This window comes from Pseudomonas sp. PAMC25584, assembly GCF_058135675.1.
This window is the reverse complement of the sequence record NZ_CM176870.1, coordinates 5,341,028-5,355,558: the sequence shown is the minus strand read 5'-3', so window position 1 is coordinate 5,355,558 and position 14,531 is coordinate 5,341,028. Positions and strand designations below refer to the sequence as shown.

Annotated in this window: 12 protein-coding genes; 5 read left to right on the top strand and 7 right to left on the bottom strand. The window is 60.1% G+C overall.

Annotation, left to right across the window (positions count from 1 at the left end):
* Positions 1–80: 80 nt before the first annotated feature.
* Together ettA and gdhA are read left to right on the top strand one after the other, a co-directional pair.
* Positions 81–1,745, top strand: coding sequence for an energy-dependent translational throttle protein EttA (ettA, locus tag ACS5Q8_RS24980; protein ID WP_276194959.1), 1,665 nt, complete (start codon positions 81–83; stop codon positions 1,743–1,745).
* Positions 1,746–2,060: 315 nt separating this feature from the next.
* Complete coding sequence (gene gdhA, locus ACS5Q8_RS24975; protein WP_465159537.1) at positions 2,061–3,398, top strand: NADP-specific glutamate dehydrogenase; 1,338 nt, start codon at positions 2,061–2,063, stop codon at positions 3,396–3,398.
* Here the strand turns inward: gdhA and ACS5Q8_RS24970 are convergent.
* From ACS5Q8_RS24970 to ACS5Q8_RS24950, 5 genes are all read right to left on the bottom strand, one after another.
* Complete coding sequence (locus ACS5Q8_RS24970; protein WP_247397071.1) at positions 3,395–3,892, bottom strand: GreA/GreB family elongation factor; 498 nt, start codon at positions 3,890–3,892, stop codon at positions 3,395–3,397. The genes gdhA and ACS5Q8_RS24970 overlap by 4 nt on opposite strands.
* A 70-nt stretch (positions 3,893–3,962) precedes the next feature.
* Positions 3,963–4,319 carry a hypothetical protein gene (locus ACS5Q8_RS24965; protein WP_276194957.1) on the bottom strand — a complete coding sequence of 119 codons (357 nt, stop codon included), beginning with the start codon at positions 4,317–4,319 and terminating at the stop codon, positions 3,963–3,965.
* Positions 4,320–4,476: 157 nt separating this feature from the next.
* Entirely contained in the window at positions 4,477–4,782 is a 306-nt protein-coding gene (locus tag ACS5Q8_RS24960) for a chorismate mutase (protein ID WP_443694726.1), read from the bottom strand.
* A gap of 137 nt (positions 4,783–4,919) precedes the next feature.
* Positions 4,920–6,773 (bottom strand): Lnb N-terminal periplasmic domain-containing protein, encoded by a 1,854-nt coding sequence (locus ACS5Q8_RS24955; RefSeq protein WP_276194956.1) that lies wholly within the window; start codon positions 6,771–6,773, stop codon positions 4,920–4,922.
* A 92-nt stretch (positions 6,774–6,865) separates the two neighbouring features.
* The gene (locus ACS5Q8_RS24950; protein WP_276194955.1) at positions 6,866–7,354 is read right to left on the bottom strand and encodes a DUF3015 domain-containing protein; all 489 of its coding nucleotides are present in this window, start codon (positions 7,352–7,354) and stop codon (positions 6,866–6,868) included.
* 267 nt (positions 7,355–7,621) lie between these two features.
* Here ACS5Q8_RS24950 and ACS5Q8_RS24945 point away from each other — a divergent pair, with 267 nt between their 5' ends.
* Positions 7,622–10,060: a Lon protease family protein gene (locus ACS5Q8_RS24945; RefSeq protein ID WP_276194954.1), complete on the top strand. Its 2,439-nt coding sequence runs from the start codon at positions 7,622–7,624 to the stop codon at positions 10,058–10,060.
* Between the two features lie 179 nt (positions 10,061–10,239).
* Positions 10,240–10,557, top strand: a complete 318-nt coding sequence (locus tag ACS5Q8_RS24940) for a PA4575 family protein (protein ID WP_276194953.1) — start codon at positions 10,240–10,242, stop codon at positions 10,555–10,557.
* Between the two features lie 7 nt (positions 10,558–10,564).
* Here the strand turns inward: ACS5Q8_RS24940 and ACS5Q8_RS24935 are convergent, their stop codons facing one another.
* Positions 10,565–12,388: a hypothetical protein gene (locus tag ACS5Q8_RS24935; RefSeq protein WP_426100612.1), complete on the bottom strand. Its 1,824-nt coding sequence runs from the start codon at positions 12,386–12,388 to the stop codon at positions 10,565–10,567.
* A 163-nt stretch (positions 12,389–12,551) separates the two neighbouring features.
* Between ACS5Q8_RS24935 and ACS5Q8_RS24930 the strand changes: the two genes are divergently transcribed.
* Entirely contained in the window at positions 12,552–13,040 is a 489-nt protein-coding gene (locus ACS5Q8_RS24930; protein WP_276194951.1) for a TIGR00645 family protein, read from the top strand.
* Between the two features lie 15 nt (positions 13,041–13,055).
* On the opposite strand, the gene ACS5Q8_RS24925 is transcribed toward ACS5Q8_RS24930, so the two are convergent.
* A complete protein-coding gene (locus ACS5Q8_RS24925) occupies positions 13,056–14,495 on the bottom strand; it encodes an ArnT family glycosyltransferase (RefSeq protein WP_465159536.1) in 1,440 nt (479 codons plus the stop codon).
* Between the last annotated feature and the right edge of the window lie 36 nt (positions 14,496–14,531).

Sequence of the window (14,531 nt, the reverse complement as noted above, 5' to 3'; positions counted from 1 at the left end):
ACGGTCAACGGCCCGCGCGGCGCATGGCCTGGCACGGGCTTCGCCCGCTCAATTCATCAGTCACTGACGCTAGGTTCACCATGGCTCAATACGTCTTCACCATGCATCGGCTGGGAAAAGTTGTTCCGCCGAAGCGGGAAATCCTGAAAAATATTTCGCTGTCCTTCTTCCCTGGCGCCAAGATCGGCGTGCTCGGCCTCAACGGTTCGGGTAAATCCACCCTGCTGAAAATCATGGCCGGCGTCGACACCGAGTTCGAGGGCGAAGCTCGCCCGATGCCCGAACTGAACATTGGCTACCTGCCACAGGAGCCGATCCTGGACCCGACCAAGACCGTGCGTGAAGTGGTCGAGGAAGCCGTCAGCGTGATCAAGAACGCTCAGGCCCGCCTGGATGAGGTCTACGCCGCCTACGCCGAACCGGACGCCGACTTCGACAAACTGGCTGCCGAACAGGCCAAGCTCGAAGCGATCCTGCAGGCCGGCGACGGTCACAACCTGGAGCGCCAGCTGGAAGTCGCCGCCGATGCGCTGCGCCTGCCTGCGTGGGACGCCAAGATCGAATTCCTGTCCGGTGGTGAGAAGCGCCGTGTGGCCCTGTGCCGCCTGCTGCTGTCGGCCCCCGACATGCTGCTGCTCGACGAACCGACCAACCACTTGGACGCCGATTCTGTCGCCTGGCTGGAACATTTCCTTCACGATTTCCCGGGCACCGTGGTTGCGATCACGCACGACCGGTACTTCCTGGACAACGTTGCCGGCTGGATTCTCGAACTCGACCGTGGTGCCGGTATCCCCTACGAGGGTAACTACTCCGGTTGGCTCGAAGCCAAGTCCGACCGTCTGGCCGCCGAATCCAAGCAGCAGTCGGCCCATGAAAAAGCCATGAAGGAAGAACTGGAGTGGGTGCGCAAAGGCGCCAAGGCCCGCCAGTCCAAATCCAAGGCCCGCCTGCAACGCTTTGAAGAAATGCAGTCGCAGGAATTCCAGAAACGCAGCGAAACCAACGAGATCTACATCCCGGCCGGTCCGCGCCTGGGTGACAAGGTCATCGAATTCAAGAACGTTTCCAAAGGCTACGGCGATCGCGTACTGATCGATAACCTGTCGTTCTCGATGCCAAAAGGTGCAATCGTCGGCGTTATCGGCGGTAACGGTGCGGGTAAATCCACACTGTTCCGCATGCTGATGGGCAAGGAAACCCCGGACTCCGGCACCATCGAAGTCGGTGAAACCGTGCAACTGGCCTGCGTCGACCAGAGCCGCGAAGACCTCGACGGCAGCAAAACGGTGTTTCAGCAGATTTCCGACGGTTCCGACCAGATCCGCATCGGCAACTATGAAATCCCGTCGCGCACCTACGTCGGCCGTTTCAACTTCAAGGGTGGCGACCAGCAGAAGTTCGTCAAGGACCTGTCCGGTGGTGAACGCGGTCGCTTGCACCTGGCCCTGACCCTGAAAGAGGGCGGCAACGTGCTGCTGCTCGACGAACCGTCCAACGACCTCGACGTTGAAACCCTACGTTCCCTGGAAGAGGCCTTGCTGGACTTCCCGGGCGCCGCCATTGTGATCTCTCACGATCGGTGGTTCCTTGACCGCGTCGCGACCCACATCCTGGCGTATGAAGACGACTCCCAGGCGGTGTTCTTCGAAGGTAACTACACCGAGTACGAAGCGGATCGCAAGAAACGCTTGGGCGAAGCCGCTGCCCAGCCGCACCGTGTACGGCACAAAAAATTGGCCTGATTTGGGTCGGTTTGGAAAACGCGGAGCCTTCGGGCTCCGTTTTTTTTGCCCATTAATTTCTGCCGAACATCGATCAAATGTGAGAGGGGCGGCGCGACGATTCGACTTGCCCCCGATAGCAGTTTTTCAGTTGGTGCATGACGCTGTTTTGAAATCCCTTTTTAAGTGCGATAAATGCCTGTTTTTCAGGTTTATTTATATCCAATGCACCATTTAAATTCACAAAAGCGACATTTTGCCCTGTCGCGGTGCGAAATGAATTGATAAAGTCCGGCTCAATCGCCCTTAACGACAATAAATTTGCCGAGACTTTTCATGATCGAATCCGTTGAATCCTTCCTCGCCCGTCTCAAGAAACGCGACCCCGACCAGCCGGAATTCCACCAGGCCGTAGAAGAAGTCCTACGCAGCCTGTGGTCGTTTCTTGAAGCCAACCCCCACTACCTGACCTCGGGCATTCTGGAGCGCATCTGCGAGCCGGAACGTGCGATTACTTTCCGGGTGTCGTGGGTCGATGATCACGGCAAGGTGCAGGTCAATCGCGGTTTCCGTATCCAGATGAACAGCGCCATCGGCCCCTACAAGGGCGGTCTGCGCTTTCACCCGTCGGTCAACCTGCGTGTGCTGAAATTCCTCGCCTTTGAACAGACCTTCAAAAACTCCCTGACCTCGCTGCCCATGGGCGGCGGCAAAGGCGGCTCGGACTTTGACCCCAAGGGCAAGAGCGACGCCGAAGTGATGCGCTTCTGCCAGGCATTCATGAGTGAGTTGTACCGCCATATCGGCGCGGACGTGGACGTACCCGCCGGCGATATCGGGGTGGGCGCCCGCGAGATCGGCTTCCTGTTCGGCCAGTACAAACGCCTGAGCAACCAGTTCACCTCGGTGCTGACCGGCAAGGGCATGACCTACGGCGGCAGCTTGATCCGCCCCGAAGCCACCGGTTTTGGCTGTGTGTACTTCGCTGAAGAAATGCTCAAGCGCGATGGCCTGCGGGTTGAAGGCAAGCGCGTGGCGGTCTCCGGCTCCGGCAACGTGGCGCAATACGCTGCGCGCAAGGTCATGGATTTGGGCGGCAAGGTGATTTCGCTGTCCGACTCCGAAGGCACCCTGTATGCCGAAAGCGGTTTGACCGAGGCGCAATGGTCGGCGCTGCTGGAGTTGAAAAACGTCCAGCGCGGTCGCATCAGCGAACTGGCAGCGCGTTACGGCCTGGAGTTCCGCGCCGGTAAAACCCCGTGGGAGCTGGCGTGCGATATCGCGCTGCCGTGCGCCACCCAGAACGAACTCGACGCCGACGCTGCCCGCACCCTGTTGCGCAACGGCTGCATCTGCGTGGCCGAAGGCGCCAACATGCCGACCACCCTGGAGGCTGTGGATATCTTTATCGACGCGGGCATTCTGTTCGCCCCGGGCAAGGCGTCCAACGCCGGCGGCGTGGCGGTGAGTGGCCTGGAAATGTCGCAGAACGCCATGCGCCTGCTGTGGACCGCCGGGGAGGTGGACAGCAAACTGCACAACATCATGCAGTCGATCCATCATGCGTGCGTGCATTACGGTGAGGAGAACGGCCGGGTCAACTACGTGAAGGGCGCCAATATCGCGGGCTTCGTCAAAGTCGCCGACGCGATGCTGGCCCAAGGTATCGTCTAGGCCTCGGCCTCGATACGCAGCACGTCGATCACCTGGTCGCCGACGGGGCGCTGCCACAGCACCTCGTCGCCCACCCGGGCTCCGAGCAGCGCCCGACCCAGGGGTGAACCCCAGTTGATCAGGCCCGCGCCGGCATCGGCCTGGTCTTCTCCGACCAACTGAATGCGCTGCTGCTCGTCCTGCTCATTGGCGAAGGTCACCCAACTGCCGATCTGCACCTGGTCGGTGGAAACGGCGGGCGCCACCACCTGGGCGCTCTGCACCCGCTGGTTGAAGTAACGCAAATCCCGCTCAAGGTCGGCCTGGCGCTGTTTGTCGGCCTGTTCGCCCTTGGCGGATTCGACGCTGTATTCATGCTGCAACTGCGCGACCTTGGCCTGCAACTGCGCCAACCCGCGCGCGGTGAGGCGATTGGGTTGCTCGCTGACCTGACGCTCGACCGGTGTGTCGGCCTGCGCGGCGGCGCTGTCTTCATTTACAAAAGCTCGGCTCATGACAGTCTCCCTCTATGGAGTTTGGGCCATGTTCGCCGCACTTTAGTTTCGACGAATGTCTGAAAGCGACCTATCGCGAGCGATAAGCCTTGGCCGCGTCGCGATCCTTCTCCTGCTGCCAGGCGCGCTCGCGGTCGTTCCAATGGCTGTCTTTGTAGTCACGTAGCGCTTCGCTTTCGCGCATGGCCTTGCACTGGCGAAAGCCATCTTCCCAGCCTTCGGCGTATTCCCGCTCTTTCAGATAACGCGGCACATTCTTGCGAAACTCCCCAGTGATCACTCCCGCCGCCTGGCGACCGCTGCTGCAACCGTCATCGAAACCATCGGCAAACGCCGGTGGGTAGCCCTTGGCCAGTAACTCCTGGTGGGTCGATTGGCAACCCGACAGCCATACCATCGCACACAGCATTACTGCATACCGCCACATTGCTTGCTCCCTGGCCGTTTCACGGCTGATAGGGGAAGTCTAGAAGGGGATTCGTCGGAGGGATGTGAAAGGGGGGTGAGAAAGGTGTGGAGCATCGCGATGCTTAAGGCGAACGCTATACCTGTGGCGAGGGAGCTTGCTCCCTCGCCACCGGAAGCTAAGCCGTCTGGTTTATCGCCAGCGCAGCATGCTCAGCCAATTCCTGTTGGATAAACGCCGCGATCATCGCGCGGTACACCTGTTCGGTGACGTCTGGATTGGCGCCGACTGTGTGGGATAGGTCGCGCACTTTACTGATCACCTGTTCGACCCGCTGCGGCGCTTTGACGCCGTCGGTGTCTTTTTTGAAACGCGCCGCCTGGGAAACATACTGGCCGCGTTCGGCCAGCAGGGTGACGATTTGCTGGTCGAGGCGGTCGATGTTGCTTCGGACTTGTTCAAGCGTGGTGCAGTTAACGGCCATGTTGAGTGAGCTCCTGATTGTGCGGGCAATGCTAACAAAGTGTGGGAGGGGGCTTGCTCCCGATTGCGGCGTGTCGGTCAGCCTATTTATAGCTGGTCCACCGCAATCGGGGGGCAAGCCACCTCCCACACTTTTAGTCAGTAGTGATACCACTTCATCTCAAGCATTACCTCATTCACCGGTGTCGCCAAGTGGCTGTACTCGCGCTGGGCGCTCAGGCGCAGGCCGAGGTTGCGCGACAATTCCCACTGCTGGTTCAGGCTGATGCTGCGCCGCACTTCGCCATTGGTGAAGAAGTCCCCCTTGGCTTCCAGGCTCAGGTTGCCCAGTGGGTTTTTCCACAGCACGCCGGTGTTAAAACCAGCGGCGGGGGAGATGGCTTCGTTGAAGTCGTTGTTGTGTTCCACGCGCACGGTGCCGAGGGCGAAGCCGAGCATGTCGTCGCGCAGTTGCCAGGTGCCGCCGGCGCCGCCGTTGACGTGGGCGACCAGGGTTTCGTCGTCGTGTTTGCCCGGCACACGTTCCAGGCCACCAGTGACTTGCCATGACCAGGGTTGTAGCAGCGCGTTGCGCGGGGTCAGTGAGCGGATAGTGGCCAGGTCCAATTGCTGCAATTGCCAGTGATTGCCTTCGTACTGGCGCAGTTTCATTTGCAGGATTTCGATCTGCGCGCCGAGGGGGAAGCCTTCGGCGTTGTCGTTGAGGTCGTGGTAGGCCATGCGCAGGCCGTATTCACCGAAGGCTTTGTCGCCACGGGTGCCGATGCCGGCTTGCCAGGTGCGCGATTCGTGGCCGTTTTCCGGCAACCCAGGAGGGGTAACTTTAAGGTCTGGCGCCGGGTTCTGGTTGATCGCACGCAGCAGTTCGAAGCTGCGTTGGGAGCGTTCGGTGTCGCGCTCCAGGCCATTGGCGCGGTAGCGGCCGAGGCGGTAGGCGGCGTCGATGATCAGGGCCTGGCGATCCTTGGCGATGGCCTTGAACGCGGGTGCCTGCAGTTGTTTCTGGTCGTCGCTGACGTTCAGCACCCATTGCTGCTCGTTGCTGTCCAGCGGCTTGGCACGTTCCAGCAACTCGCGTTCACGGGAGGGCCGGTAGTCGATTTTTTCGACCAGGCCGGCGTCTTTCACCGCCTTGACCGTGTCAGTCGGAATCGCGGTGAGCGGGAATTGCTCGGTCAGGCGCAGGCCGGGGCGGGCCACTTGCAGCAATTCCAGCAGGCGGTAGGAGCAGTTTTCGTCGAAGAAGAAGTAGTCGAACTGGATCTGCTTGAGCTCCCACACATGCTCGACCATGCGTTCGGTCTCGACCTGGGTCAGGTTCAGGCGGTATTCCCACAGGTCGCGGTTTTCCAGGCTGCGGTATTCCGAGAGTTTTTCCTGGTAAGGCACCAGGGCGAACAGGCCGGGGTAGCCGCCCATCAGGCCTTTCCAGGCGTAGAGGATGCTGTTGTCCGAGCCCTCGATATACGCGCCGAAGTTGATCGCATAGCTGAGCAGCGCGGTGTTGTTGCTCTGCACGTCCGCCTGGTCGATGCGCAGCAAGGTGTGGCCGAACATCGAGGAGGGGCTGTTGAGGTAGGCCGCCGGGAAGATCAACACCGCGCTATGGGGCGCGACGTCCTTGAACCATTGCTTGAATTCGTTGCAGTCCACGGCGGGCAGGTCGTTCAGGTGCAACTGATCCTTGAGCCAGCGGGTGCGTGCGGGGTAAACGCATTGGGCGTGTTTTTCACCCAGGCTGGCCGGCGCGTAGAGCGCGTCGACGGTGGCCTTGAGCTCCGCATCCGGGTGGTGAGCACCGTCGGCTGCGAGGAAGAATTTTTTGTCGCTGACATAGCTGCGCCAGCCACTGACTTTGCCGGCTTCGTAATGGCCCAGGGACAACCAGAACGGATCGTTGGCCAATTGCTGCAAACGTTGATCATCAAGATGCGGCGCTGCGTACAGCGGGGCGCAGGCGAAGAGTGCCATCGAGGCAAGGCGTTTGAGCATAGGGGCAACTTAAGTCGGAAAAAGTGAGACCCAAACGGGGAGGCGGGTCCAAAAGTAAAACCCGCGCCGTGGAGGGCGCGGGCAGGTCGAGCTTAAGCCTGGGTTGCGTACTTCGCCAGACGCGCATCACTTTTCAGTACAGCGAGGGTGTTGTTGTGCACATCGTCAGCGGTCACATCAGCCTTGCTGAAGATTTGCTGGAAGTGCTCATGAGTCACTGCAGCGAAGTGCTCGCGATCTTCAGGTGCAACGCCCAGTACCACGGCGTAGGTGGTCAGCGCTTCGCCATTGCCTTTGGCCATGTCTTCGGACAGCTCGTTCATCATGCCATTCATGGCAATCCACGACTTGCCGCCGTAGGTCAGGGCGCTGTTGGTGCTGCAACCGTTGGTGCCCGAGGTCATGCCGAAAGTGGCGTTGCCCGAGGTGCCGTTGGTGGTGGAAGCCAGGAAGTGCGCCGGAGTACCGCGCTGGCCGTCGAACAGCATGTTGCCCCAACCGCAGTTCGGGCCACCGGGTGATTCAGCCATTGCATTGAGGGAAACGACGGTGAAGAGAGTACCGAGAAGGATCCGTTTCATAGCTTTGTTCTCTTTGTGTGCAAACCAATGGACAAGGGGTCAGGCACTTCATAGCGCCTTAGGGGCCAGTTATTAGTCTAGCCCGCGCAGTTTGGAGTTTAGGCAGGTTCCAGGGGTTCCGTGATTTTTTATAAAACAAACAGAGATGTCGTGTTTTTTTTGTAGGACGCATGCCGTGTCTATGCTTTCCCTCAGGCTCGCCTTGCCAGAGCGCGCAACGGAGAGCCAGAATGCCGCCATCTGCCCCGCCTGATGTAAGGAAGCCCGATGCCTGATCCTGTTGCTGCCAGCTTGCGTCTAGCGCCTGACGCGCTGACTCGTCCTTTCTCCGCTGAACAGTTCAGCTTCTCGACCACCAATGATTTGGAGCCCTTTCGCGGTGTGCTTGGCCAGGAACGTGCGGTTGAAGCCTTGCAGTTCGGTGTGGCCATGCCACGCCCCGGTTACAACGTGTTTGTCATGGGCGAGCCGGGCACCGGTCGCTTTTCGTTCGTCAAACGTTACCTGAAGGCCGAAGGCAAACGCCTACAGACCCCGGCGGACTGGGTCTATGTGAATAATTTCGATGAGCCCCGCGAACCGCGCGCGCTGGAACTTCCGGCAGGCGGCGGTGCGGCGTTCATCGCCGATATCAATGGCTTGGTCGATAACCTGGTGGCGACCTTCCCGGCCGTCTTCGAACACCCGACGTATCAACAACGCAAAAGCGCCATCGACCGCGCGTTCAACCAGCGTTACGACAAGGCGTTGGACGTGATCGAGCGCCTGGCCCTGGAAAAGGACGTGGCGCTGTACCGCGACAGTACCAACATCGCGTTTACCCCGATGCTCGACGGCAAGGCGCTGGACGAGGCCGAGTTCTCGCAACTGCCGGAAGTCGATCGCGAACGGTTCCATACCGATATTTCCGAACTGGAAGAGCGCCTCAACGAAGAGTTGGCCAGCCTGCCGCAGTGGAAGCGTGAGTCGAACAACCAACTGCGTCATTTCAACGAAGAAACCATCACCCTGGCCCTCCAGCCATTGCTGTCACCGTTGTCGGAAAAGTACGCGGAGAACGCTGCGGTGTGCGGTTACCTGCAAGCCATGCAGGTGTACTTGCTGAAAACCGTGGTCGAGCAATTGGTGGACGACGCCAAGACCGACGCCCAGGCCCGCAAGCTGCTCGAAGAGCAGTACTGCCCGAGCCTGGTGGTCGGCCATCCGGTCAGCGGCGGCGCGCCGGTGGTGTTTGAACCGCACCCGACCTACGACAACCTGTTCGGCCGTATTGAATACAGCACCGACCAGGGCGCGCTCTACACCACCTATCGCCAGTTGCGTCCGGGCGCCTTGCACCGGGCCAACGGCGGGTTCCTGATCCTCGAAGCCGAAAAAATGCTCAGCGAGCCGTTTGTGTGGGACGCCCTCAAGCGTTCCCTGCAGTCGCGCAAGCTGAAGATGGAATCGCCGCTGGGCGAACTGGGCCGCCTGGCCACCGTGACGCTCAACCCGCAAATGATCCCGTTGCAGGTCAAGGTGATCATCATCGGTTCGCGTCAGCTGTACTACGCCTTGCAGGACGCCGATCCAGACTTCCAGGAAATGTTCCGGGTGCTGGTGGATTTCGACGAAGACATCCCGATGGTCGACGAAAGCCTGGAGCAGTTCGCGCAGTTGCTGAAAACCCGCACCTCGGAAGAAGGCATGGCGCCGCTGACCTCGGACGCGGTGGCGCGGTTGGCTACCTACAGCGCACGCCTGGCCGAACACCAGGGGCGTTTGTCGGCACGCATTGGCGATTTGTTCCAACTGGTCAGCGAGGCGGATTTCATTCGCCACCTGGCGGGCGACGAAATGACCGACGCCGGCCACATCGAACGCGCGCTGAAGGCCAAGGCTACGCGTACCGGGCGAGTGTCGGCGCGGATTCTCGACGACATGCTCGCCGGGGTGATCTTGATCGACACCGCCGGTGCGGCGGTCGGTAAGTGCAACGGGCTGACGGTGCTGGAAGTCGGTGATTCGGCGTTCGGCGTGCCGGCGCGGATTTCCGCCACGGTGTACCCGGGCGGCAGCGGTATCGTCGACATCGAGCGCGAGGTTAACCTCGGCCAGCCGATTCACTCCAAGGGCGTGATGATCCTCACCGGTTACCTGGGCAGCCGTTATGCCCAGGAATTCCCGCTGGCGATTTCTGCGAGTATCGCGTTGGAACAGTCCTACGGTTACGTGGACGGTGACAGCGCATCCCTGGGCGAGGCCTGCACTTTGATTTCGGCCTTGTCGAAAACCCCGCTCAAGCAGTGCTTTGCCATCACCGGTTCGATCAACCAGTTTGGTGAAGTGCAGGCGGTAGGTGGGGTCAACGAGAAGATCGAAGGCTTCTTCCGCCTCTGCGAAGCGCGCGGTCTGACCGGCGAACAAGGCGCGATCATTCCGCAAGCCAACGTGGCGACGCTGATGCTCGATGAGAAGGTGTTGCAGGCCGTGCGTGCCGGGCAATTCCATATCTATGCGGTGCGCCAGGCGGATGAGGCGTTGAGCCTGTTGGTCGGCGAGCCGGCCGGTGAACCGGACGCGCAAGGGCAATTCCCCGAAGGCACGGTGAATGCGCGTGTGGTAGAGCGTTTGCGTGCGATTGCCGAGATGATCAGCGAGGAAGACTTGAAGGAAGCAGAGAAAGAACTGGCGCAGCAGGCGTTGGCGGAAACCAAGCCGAGCTGAAGCGTTAACCCGCCACAAAATTGACTCCGGGTTCGGGGCCAACGCCCGTTGGTCCCTACAACCTTGGTTTGTCGCAGTTTTCTTCTATTCTGAGCATTAGGGATATCCACAGGAGTCGCAGGATAGAGACAGTCTCGCCGTGCTTGAGGCTGAACACTGATCTACCGAGGGTCGCCGCCATGCCGCGCAACCTTTGCCTCACCCGCCAGTGCCTGGGCTTGGGCACCCGTATCGAATGTTCCGTTCGCCCTCTTGCGGGGGATAACGGGATGTGGACGTTGCTGTTTGCCGCTGGAATGGCCGGCGAGCAGCCTTCCACCGTCAAGTCCGAAGGTCCGTTTCATGGGCCTTTCGTGGCCGAGACCGTTCTGCAAACGATCGTCGATAACCTGACACAGCACGGCTACGAGCTGGCGGACGAGCCGCCGATCTGGTGCCTGCATGTGCAGGCCCACCTGCGACTGCTCAACAATGGGCAGGAACGCCTGGCCCTGTAAGCCCCAATCATTTGCTTTCGGGCTTGTCCAGCTTGACCTCGAAGCCGTACTGCACGGTGCCGAGGTCGGTGCGCTGGTAGCTTTCCAGCAGGGTCGGCTGGCCATAGAAGTAATGCACGTCAAACAACGCCGTGCCGTATTCCTCGGCGCGGTGGCTGACCCCGAGAATTTCCTTGAGATAGTTGCCGCTGGCGTCCTTGGCATAGAAGCGCCAGCTGTCGGACGGGAACTGCGTCTGGTCGATGATCAGCGCGTTGTCCTTGAGCGATAGGCCCTTGGGTAGCTTGGCCACGTCGATCGTGGCTTTGTCGATGGTGGCCAGGAACAGCGGAATCGAGCCCACCACAAACGCCGGGTTCTCCGGGAACAGGTTGAGGTCGTAGGTGAGGGTGCCGCGTGCCGGGTTCAGTTCGAAGGCTTCGCTCGGCAACTCGATGGGCTCGCCGCGCGCGCCTTTTTCATCTGCCGTGAAAAACGTCACCGGGGCTTCGCTGCTGTTGCGTTCGGCACCTGCCAGTTCGTCGTTGAAGGTAAAGGGGTGGTCAAACACGATATGCGCGGCGCTGGCATCTTCGACGGACTGGCTGATGGTCACGCTGTTTTTTAGCTGGTCCTCGGTCATTGTCGCGTTTTTGAGCCAGTTGGCAGCGCCGTCGTCATACACCGTTACCGCCATCGGCAAGGCTTGTACGGTTTTCTGCAGACTGTTTTTGTCGAAGCGCAGCACCGGCAGGTCGAGGTCCTTGTGGGTTACCGTGGCCGTGGAAAAGTCCAGTACGTCGACCTGCAGCGTGTCGATCAGGCCGTTGAAGTAGACCTTGGCGTAATGGCTGTTTTGCTGGTGTTCGAAGGCTTTTTGTTCGTCCGTCAGTTGTTTTTCAAGCGTGTCCGACCAGGCTTTCTGCTTTTGCATCTGCGCCAGTTGTTTTTCGTAGAACGCCACCTGCGCGGTACTTTCATTGATTGAGCCGGAGCGCGTGAGGAATTGCCCGGTACTGTCGCGCGCCTGGACCAGCAAAGGGTTCGGCGATTCGTCGGCGGCTTGCGCTGCCAGCGGTTCGTGGTTGGTCAGTTCGATCTCGGCGTAGTTTTTTTCCAGGCTCAGCAGCTTGAGGGTGATATTGCCCTCGGTGCGCGGGTGGCCCAGGTCTTGTTTCGACAAATCGAACGTCAGCACCTTGCCCGGTGCAATGACCTCAACCGTGCCTTTGAGGCTGACGGGCTGCGGCTGGCTTTTGTTTTCCGTCTCGATGCCGTCGATGAACGGGTAGGTCACCGTCAGGTCATCGGGGTTGGTCAGGTTGGAACTGCTGGGGCTCAACTGGATGCCGGGATCGGTTTCCGACCATTCCGGTTGGAAGGGGATGACTTTGTTGTTGCTCAAGGTCACCGACTGCCATTCCAGGCCGTGGGGGAAGGGGAACTGGTCGGGCATATTGAAGTTGAACGGGAACACCGGCTGCAGATCGGTCAGGTAGTCGGAGTGGGAGGTCTTGCGCAGTACGAACAGGCCGTTGATATAGGTGTCGACCAGCGCCTGGGGCGTGGGGTAGTGCTTGAGCAGCGCCAGGCTGTCTTCGCCGTATTCGGCTTCGATAGGCTTGGTGGCGAGCTTGACCCGCGCCCGTTCCAGTAACAGCAGCGAACCGCCAAGGTCGGCGATGGCGTCACGCAGTTTGGGGTCCTGGATACTGTCGAGCGACTGTTCGAACTGCGTGGTTTTCTCTTCGAGGGTGGTCTGCTTTTTCTCATCGCTGGGAGAGCAGCCGCCGGCCAGCAGCAATGCCGCACACAGGCCGATGCTGGCCCAAGGGGAACGCACATCCATCATCTTGAGTTTTCCTGTCCGACGTCTTTGAGCCGAGTTGATGGGCTCGACACTAGCAGAAAAATTCTCTTACAGATGCCGCCCAGGTTAGTTTTCTCATGGTTACAGGTGTTCGGGAGCCGCTGGTATACTCGCCGCCATTTTTAGCCAAGCTGTGTGAGATTCAATGGAACGCTTTATCGAAAATACGATGTACGCCTCGCGCTGGTTACTGGCGCCGATCTACCTGGGGCTCTCCCTGGGCCTGCTGATCCTGGCACTGAAATTCTTCCAGGAAATCATTCACGTCGTTCCCGGCATCTTCAGCATGCTCGAATCGGAAGTGATCCTGCTGCTGTTGTCGTTGATCGACATGGCGCTGGTCGGCGGCCTGCTGGTGATGGTGATGATCTCCGGCTACGAGAACTTCGTCTCGCAGCTGGACATCGATGAAAACAAGGAAAAGCTCAACTGGCTGGGGACCATGGACTCTTCGTCGCTGAAGATGAAAGTGGCCGCGTCCATCGTGGCGATTTCCTCCATCCACCTGCTGCGCATCTTCATGGACGCCAAGAACGTCGATCCGCAGCATTTGATGTGGTACGTGATCATCCACATGACCTTTGTGGTATCGGCGTTCGCCATGGGTTACCTGGACAAGCTCACTAAGCACTGATCCCCCGCGCCCGCCTTACTGCTCGATGAAGTAGTAAGGTTGGCGACTGATTGCCATTTCCTTGATCACCGTGACCTTGCCGGTCAGTTGGTCCGTGTTATCCAGCAGCGCGACGTTGCCGGGGGCGGCGGCCAGGTAACTGCGCAGTTCTGGCTCGGTTTGCAGAATTGGCAAGTAGGCCTGCAGATAGAACATGCTGGCGCCGTCGATGCGCTCGTTGGGCCGGAACAATGCGACTTTTTTGCCTTCGGCCTGCAGTGCCTGGATCTGACTCACTACGGGCACGAACGACTGTTTTTTGTCGGCTTTTGGCGCGAACCAGAATGCCGCGCCCAGGTAGCAGGCGATGAGCAGGGTGAACACGCCGCCGATCACGATTTTATGCGGCGCATACAGCGCCGGTTTGTGATCTTTCAGCCATTGCAGCAGTACCCGCGCGTACTCCGCAGCCAGTACGGCGGCGGCTGGCGTCAGCGCCATCAGGTACACCGTGCGCTTGCTGGAGGCCAGGGTCAGCAGGGTAAATTGCGCCACCAGCCAGACGCAGAAAAACAGAAGGTAGCGGTTGTGTACCAGGCTTTTGCGGAAGTGCCAAAGCCCCAGGTACACCAGGATATTCCACGGCAAAAAGGCTTCGGGCAGTTTGGCGATGTAGTAGTAGAACGGCTCGTAATGCCCGGCTTCGACAAACGAACCGCTGAACCGCCCGACGCTGTTGGTCCACAGCACTTCGCCCACCGCCTGCATCCCGCCGCGCTGGAACAGAAATCCCAGCCAGATCAGCAGCGGCACCAAGGCCAGCAGGGTAAACAGTGCCGGTCGCAGCCAGTCGCCGATGCGCAGGCGTTTGTCCATCCAACTGGTACACGCCAGGTACACAAAGATCACGATGCCCGGCATCGCCAGGCCCAGCACGCCTTTACTCAGGGTGGCGACCACCATCCCGGCCGTAAACAGGGCCCAGGCCCAGGTGGTTGAGCCCTGGCGCTCGGACGCCGGTCGCATCGCCTGGTAGAACGCCAGCAGCGCGGTAGTCACGCCCAGGCTGAGCAACGCATCTTCACCCACGCCGCGCACGTTGCCCCAGTAACTGGCCATGGTCGCCAGGATCAGTGCCGCGCAGAACGCCAGGATCTGCGGTCGTCCGAACCGGCGCAGCATCCCGTAGAGCAGCATCACGCTGAACAACCCGGCAAACGCTGAGGCCAGGCGCACGGCCCAGGTTGTGCCGCCAAACAAGCGGATCGCGCCGGCGTCGAGCCACAGGCTCAGGGGCGGTTTTTCAAGGAACGGCTCACGAAACAGCCGTGGCACCACCCAGTCGTTGTCCAGGTGCATGGCCATCGCGATCCCGGCGACGCGGGCTTCGGTGGAGCCTTGCAGCTCATGGCTACCAAGGGCGAAGAAGAACAACAGGCCAGCAAGCAGGAGCAGCAGACGAACGGGACGCGTCATGGGGGCAGGATACCGGGGCAGGGGACCGTTCGGGGG

Coding starts and splice junctions, on each gene's coding strand:
- ettA (WP_276194959.1), top strand. CDS start 81: ATGGCTCAATACGTCTTCACCATGCATCGGCTGGGAAAAGTTGTTCCG.
- gdhA (WP_465159537.1), top strand. CDS start 2,061: ATGATCGAATCCGTTGAATCCTTCCTCGCCCGTCTCAAGAAACGCGAC.
- ACS5Q8_RS24970 (WP_247397071.1), bottom strand. CDS start 3,892: ATGAGCCGAGCTTTTGTAAATGAAGACAGCGCCGCCGCGCAGGCCGAC.
- ACS5Q8_RS24965 (WP_276194957.1), bottom strand. CDS start 4,319: ATGTGGCGGTATGCAGTAATGCTGTGTGCGATGGTATGGCTGTCGGGT.
- ACS5Q8_RS24960 (WP_443694726.1), bottom strand. CDS start 4,782: ATGGCCGTTAACTGCACCACGCTTGAACAAGTCCGAAGCAACATCGAC.
- ACS5Q8_RS24955 (WP_276194956.1), bottom strand. CDS start 6,773: ATGCTCAAACGCCTTGCCTCGATGGCACTCTTCGCCTGCGCCCCGCTG.
- ACS5Q8_RS24950 (WP_276194955.1), bottom strand. CDS start 7,354: ATGAAACGGATCCTTCTCGGTACTCTCTTCACCGTCGTTTCCCTCAAT.
- ACS5Q8_RS24945 (WP_276194954.1), top strand. CDS start 7,622: ATGCCTGATCCTGTTGCTGCCAGCTTGCGTCTAGCGCCTGACGCGCTG.
- ACS5Q8_RS24940 (WP_276194953.1), top strand. CDS start 10,240: ATGCCGCGCAACCTTTGCCTCACCCGCCAGTGCCTGGGCTTGGGCACC.
- ACS5Q8_RS24935 (WP_426100612.1), bottom strand. CDS start 12,388: ATGATGGATGTGCGTTCCCCTTGGGCCAGCATCGGCCTGTGTGCGGCA.
- ACS5Q8_RS24930 (WP_276194951.1), top strand. CDS start 12,552: ATGGAACGCTTTATCGAAAATACGATGTACGCCTCGCGCTGGTTACTG.
- ACS5Q8_RS24925 (WP_465159536.1), bottom strand. CDS start 14,495: ATGACGCGTCCCGTTCGTCTGCTGCTCCTGCTTGCTGGCCTGTTGTTC.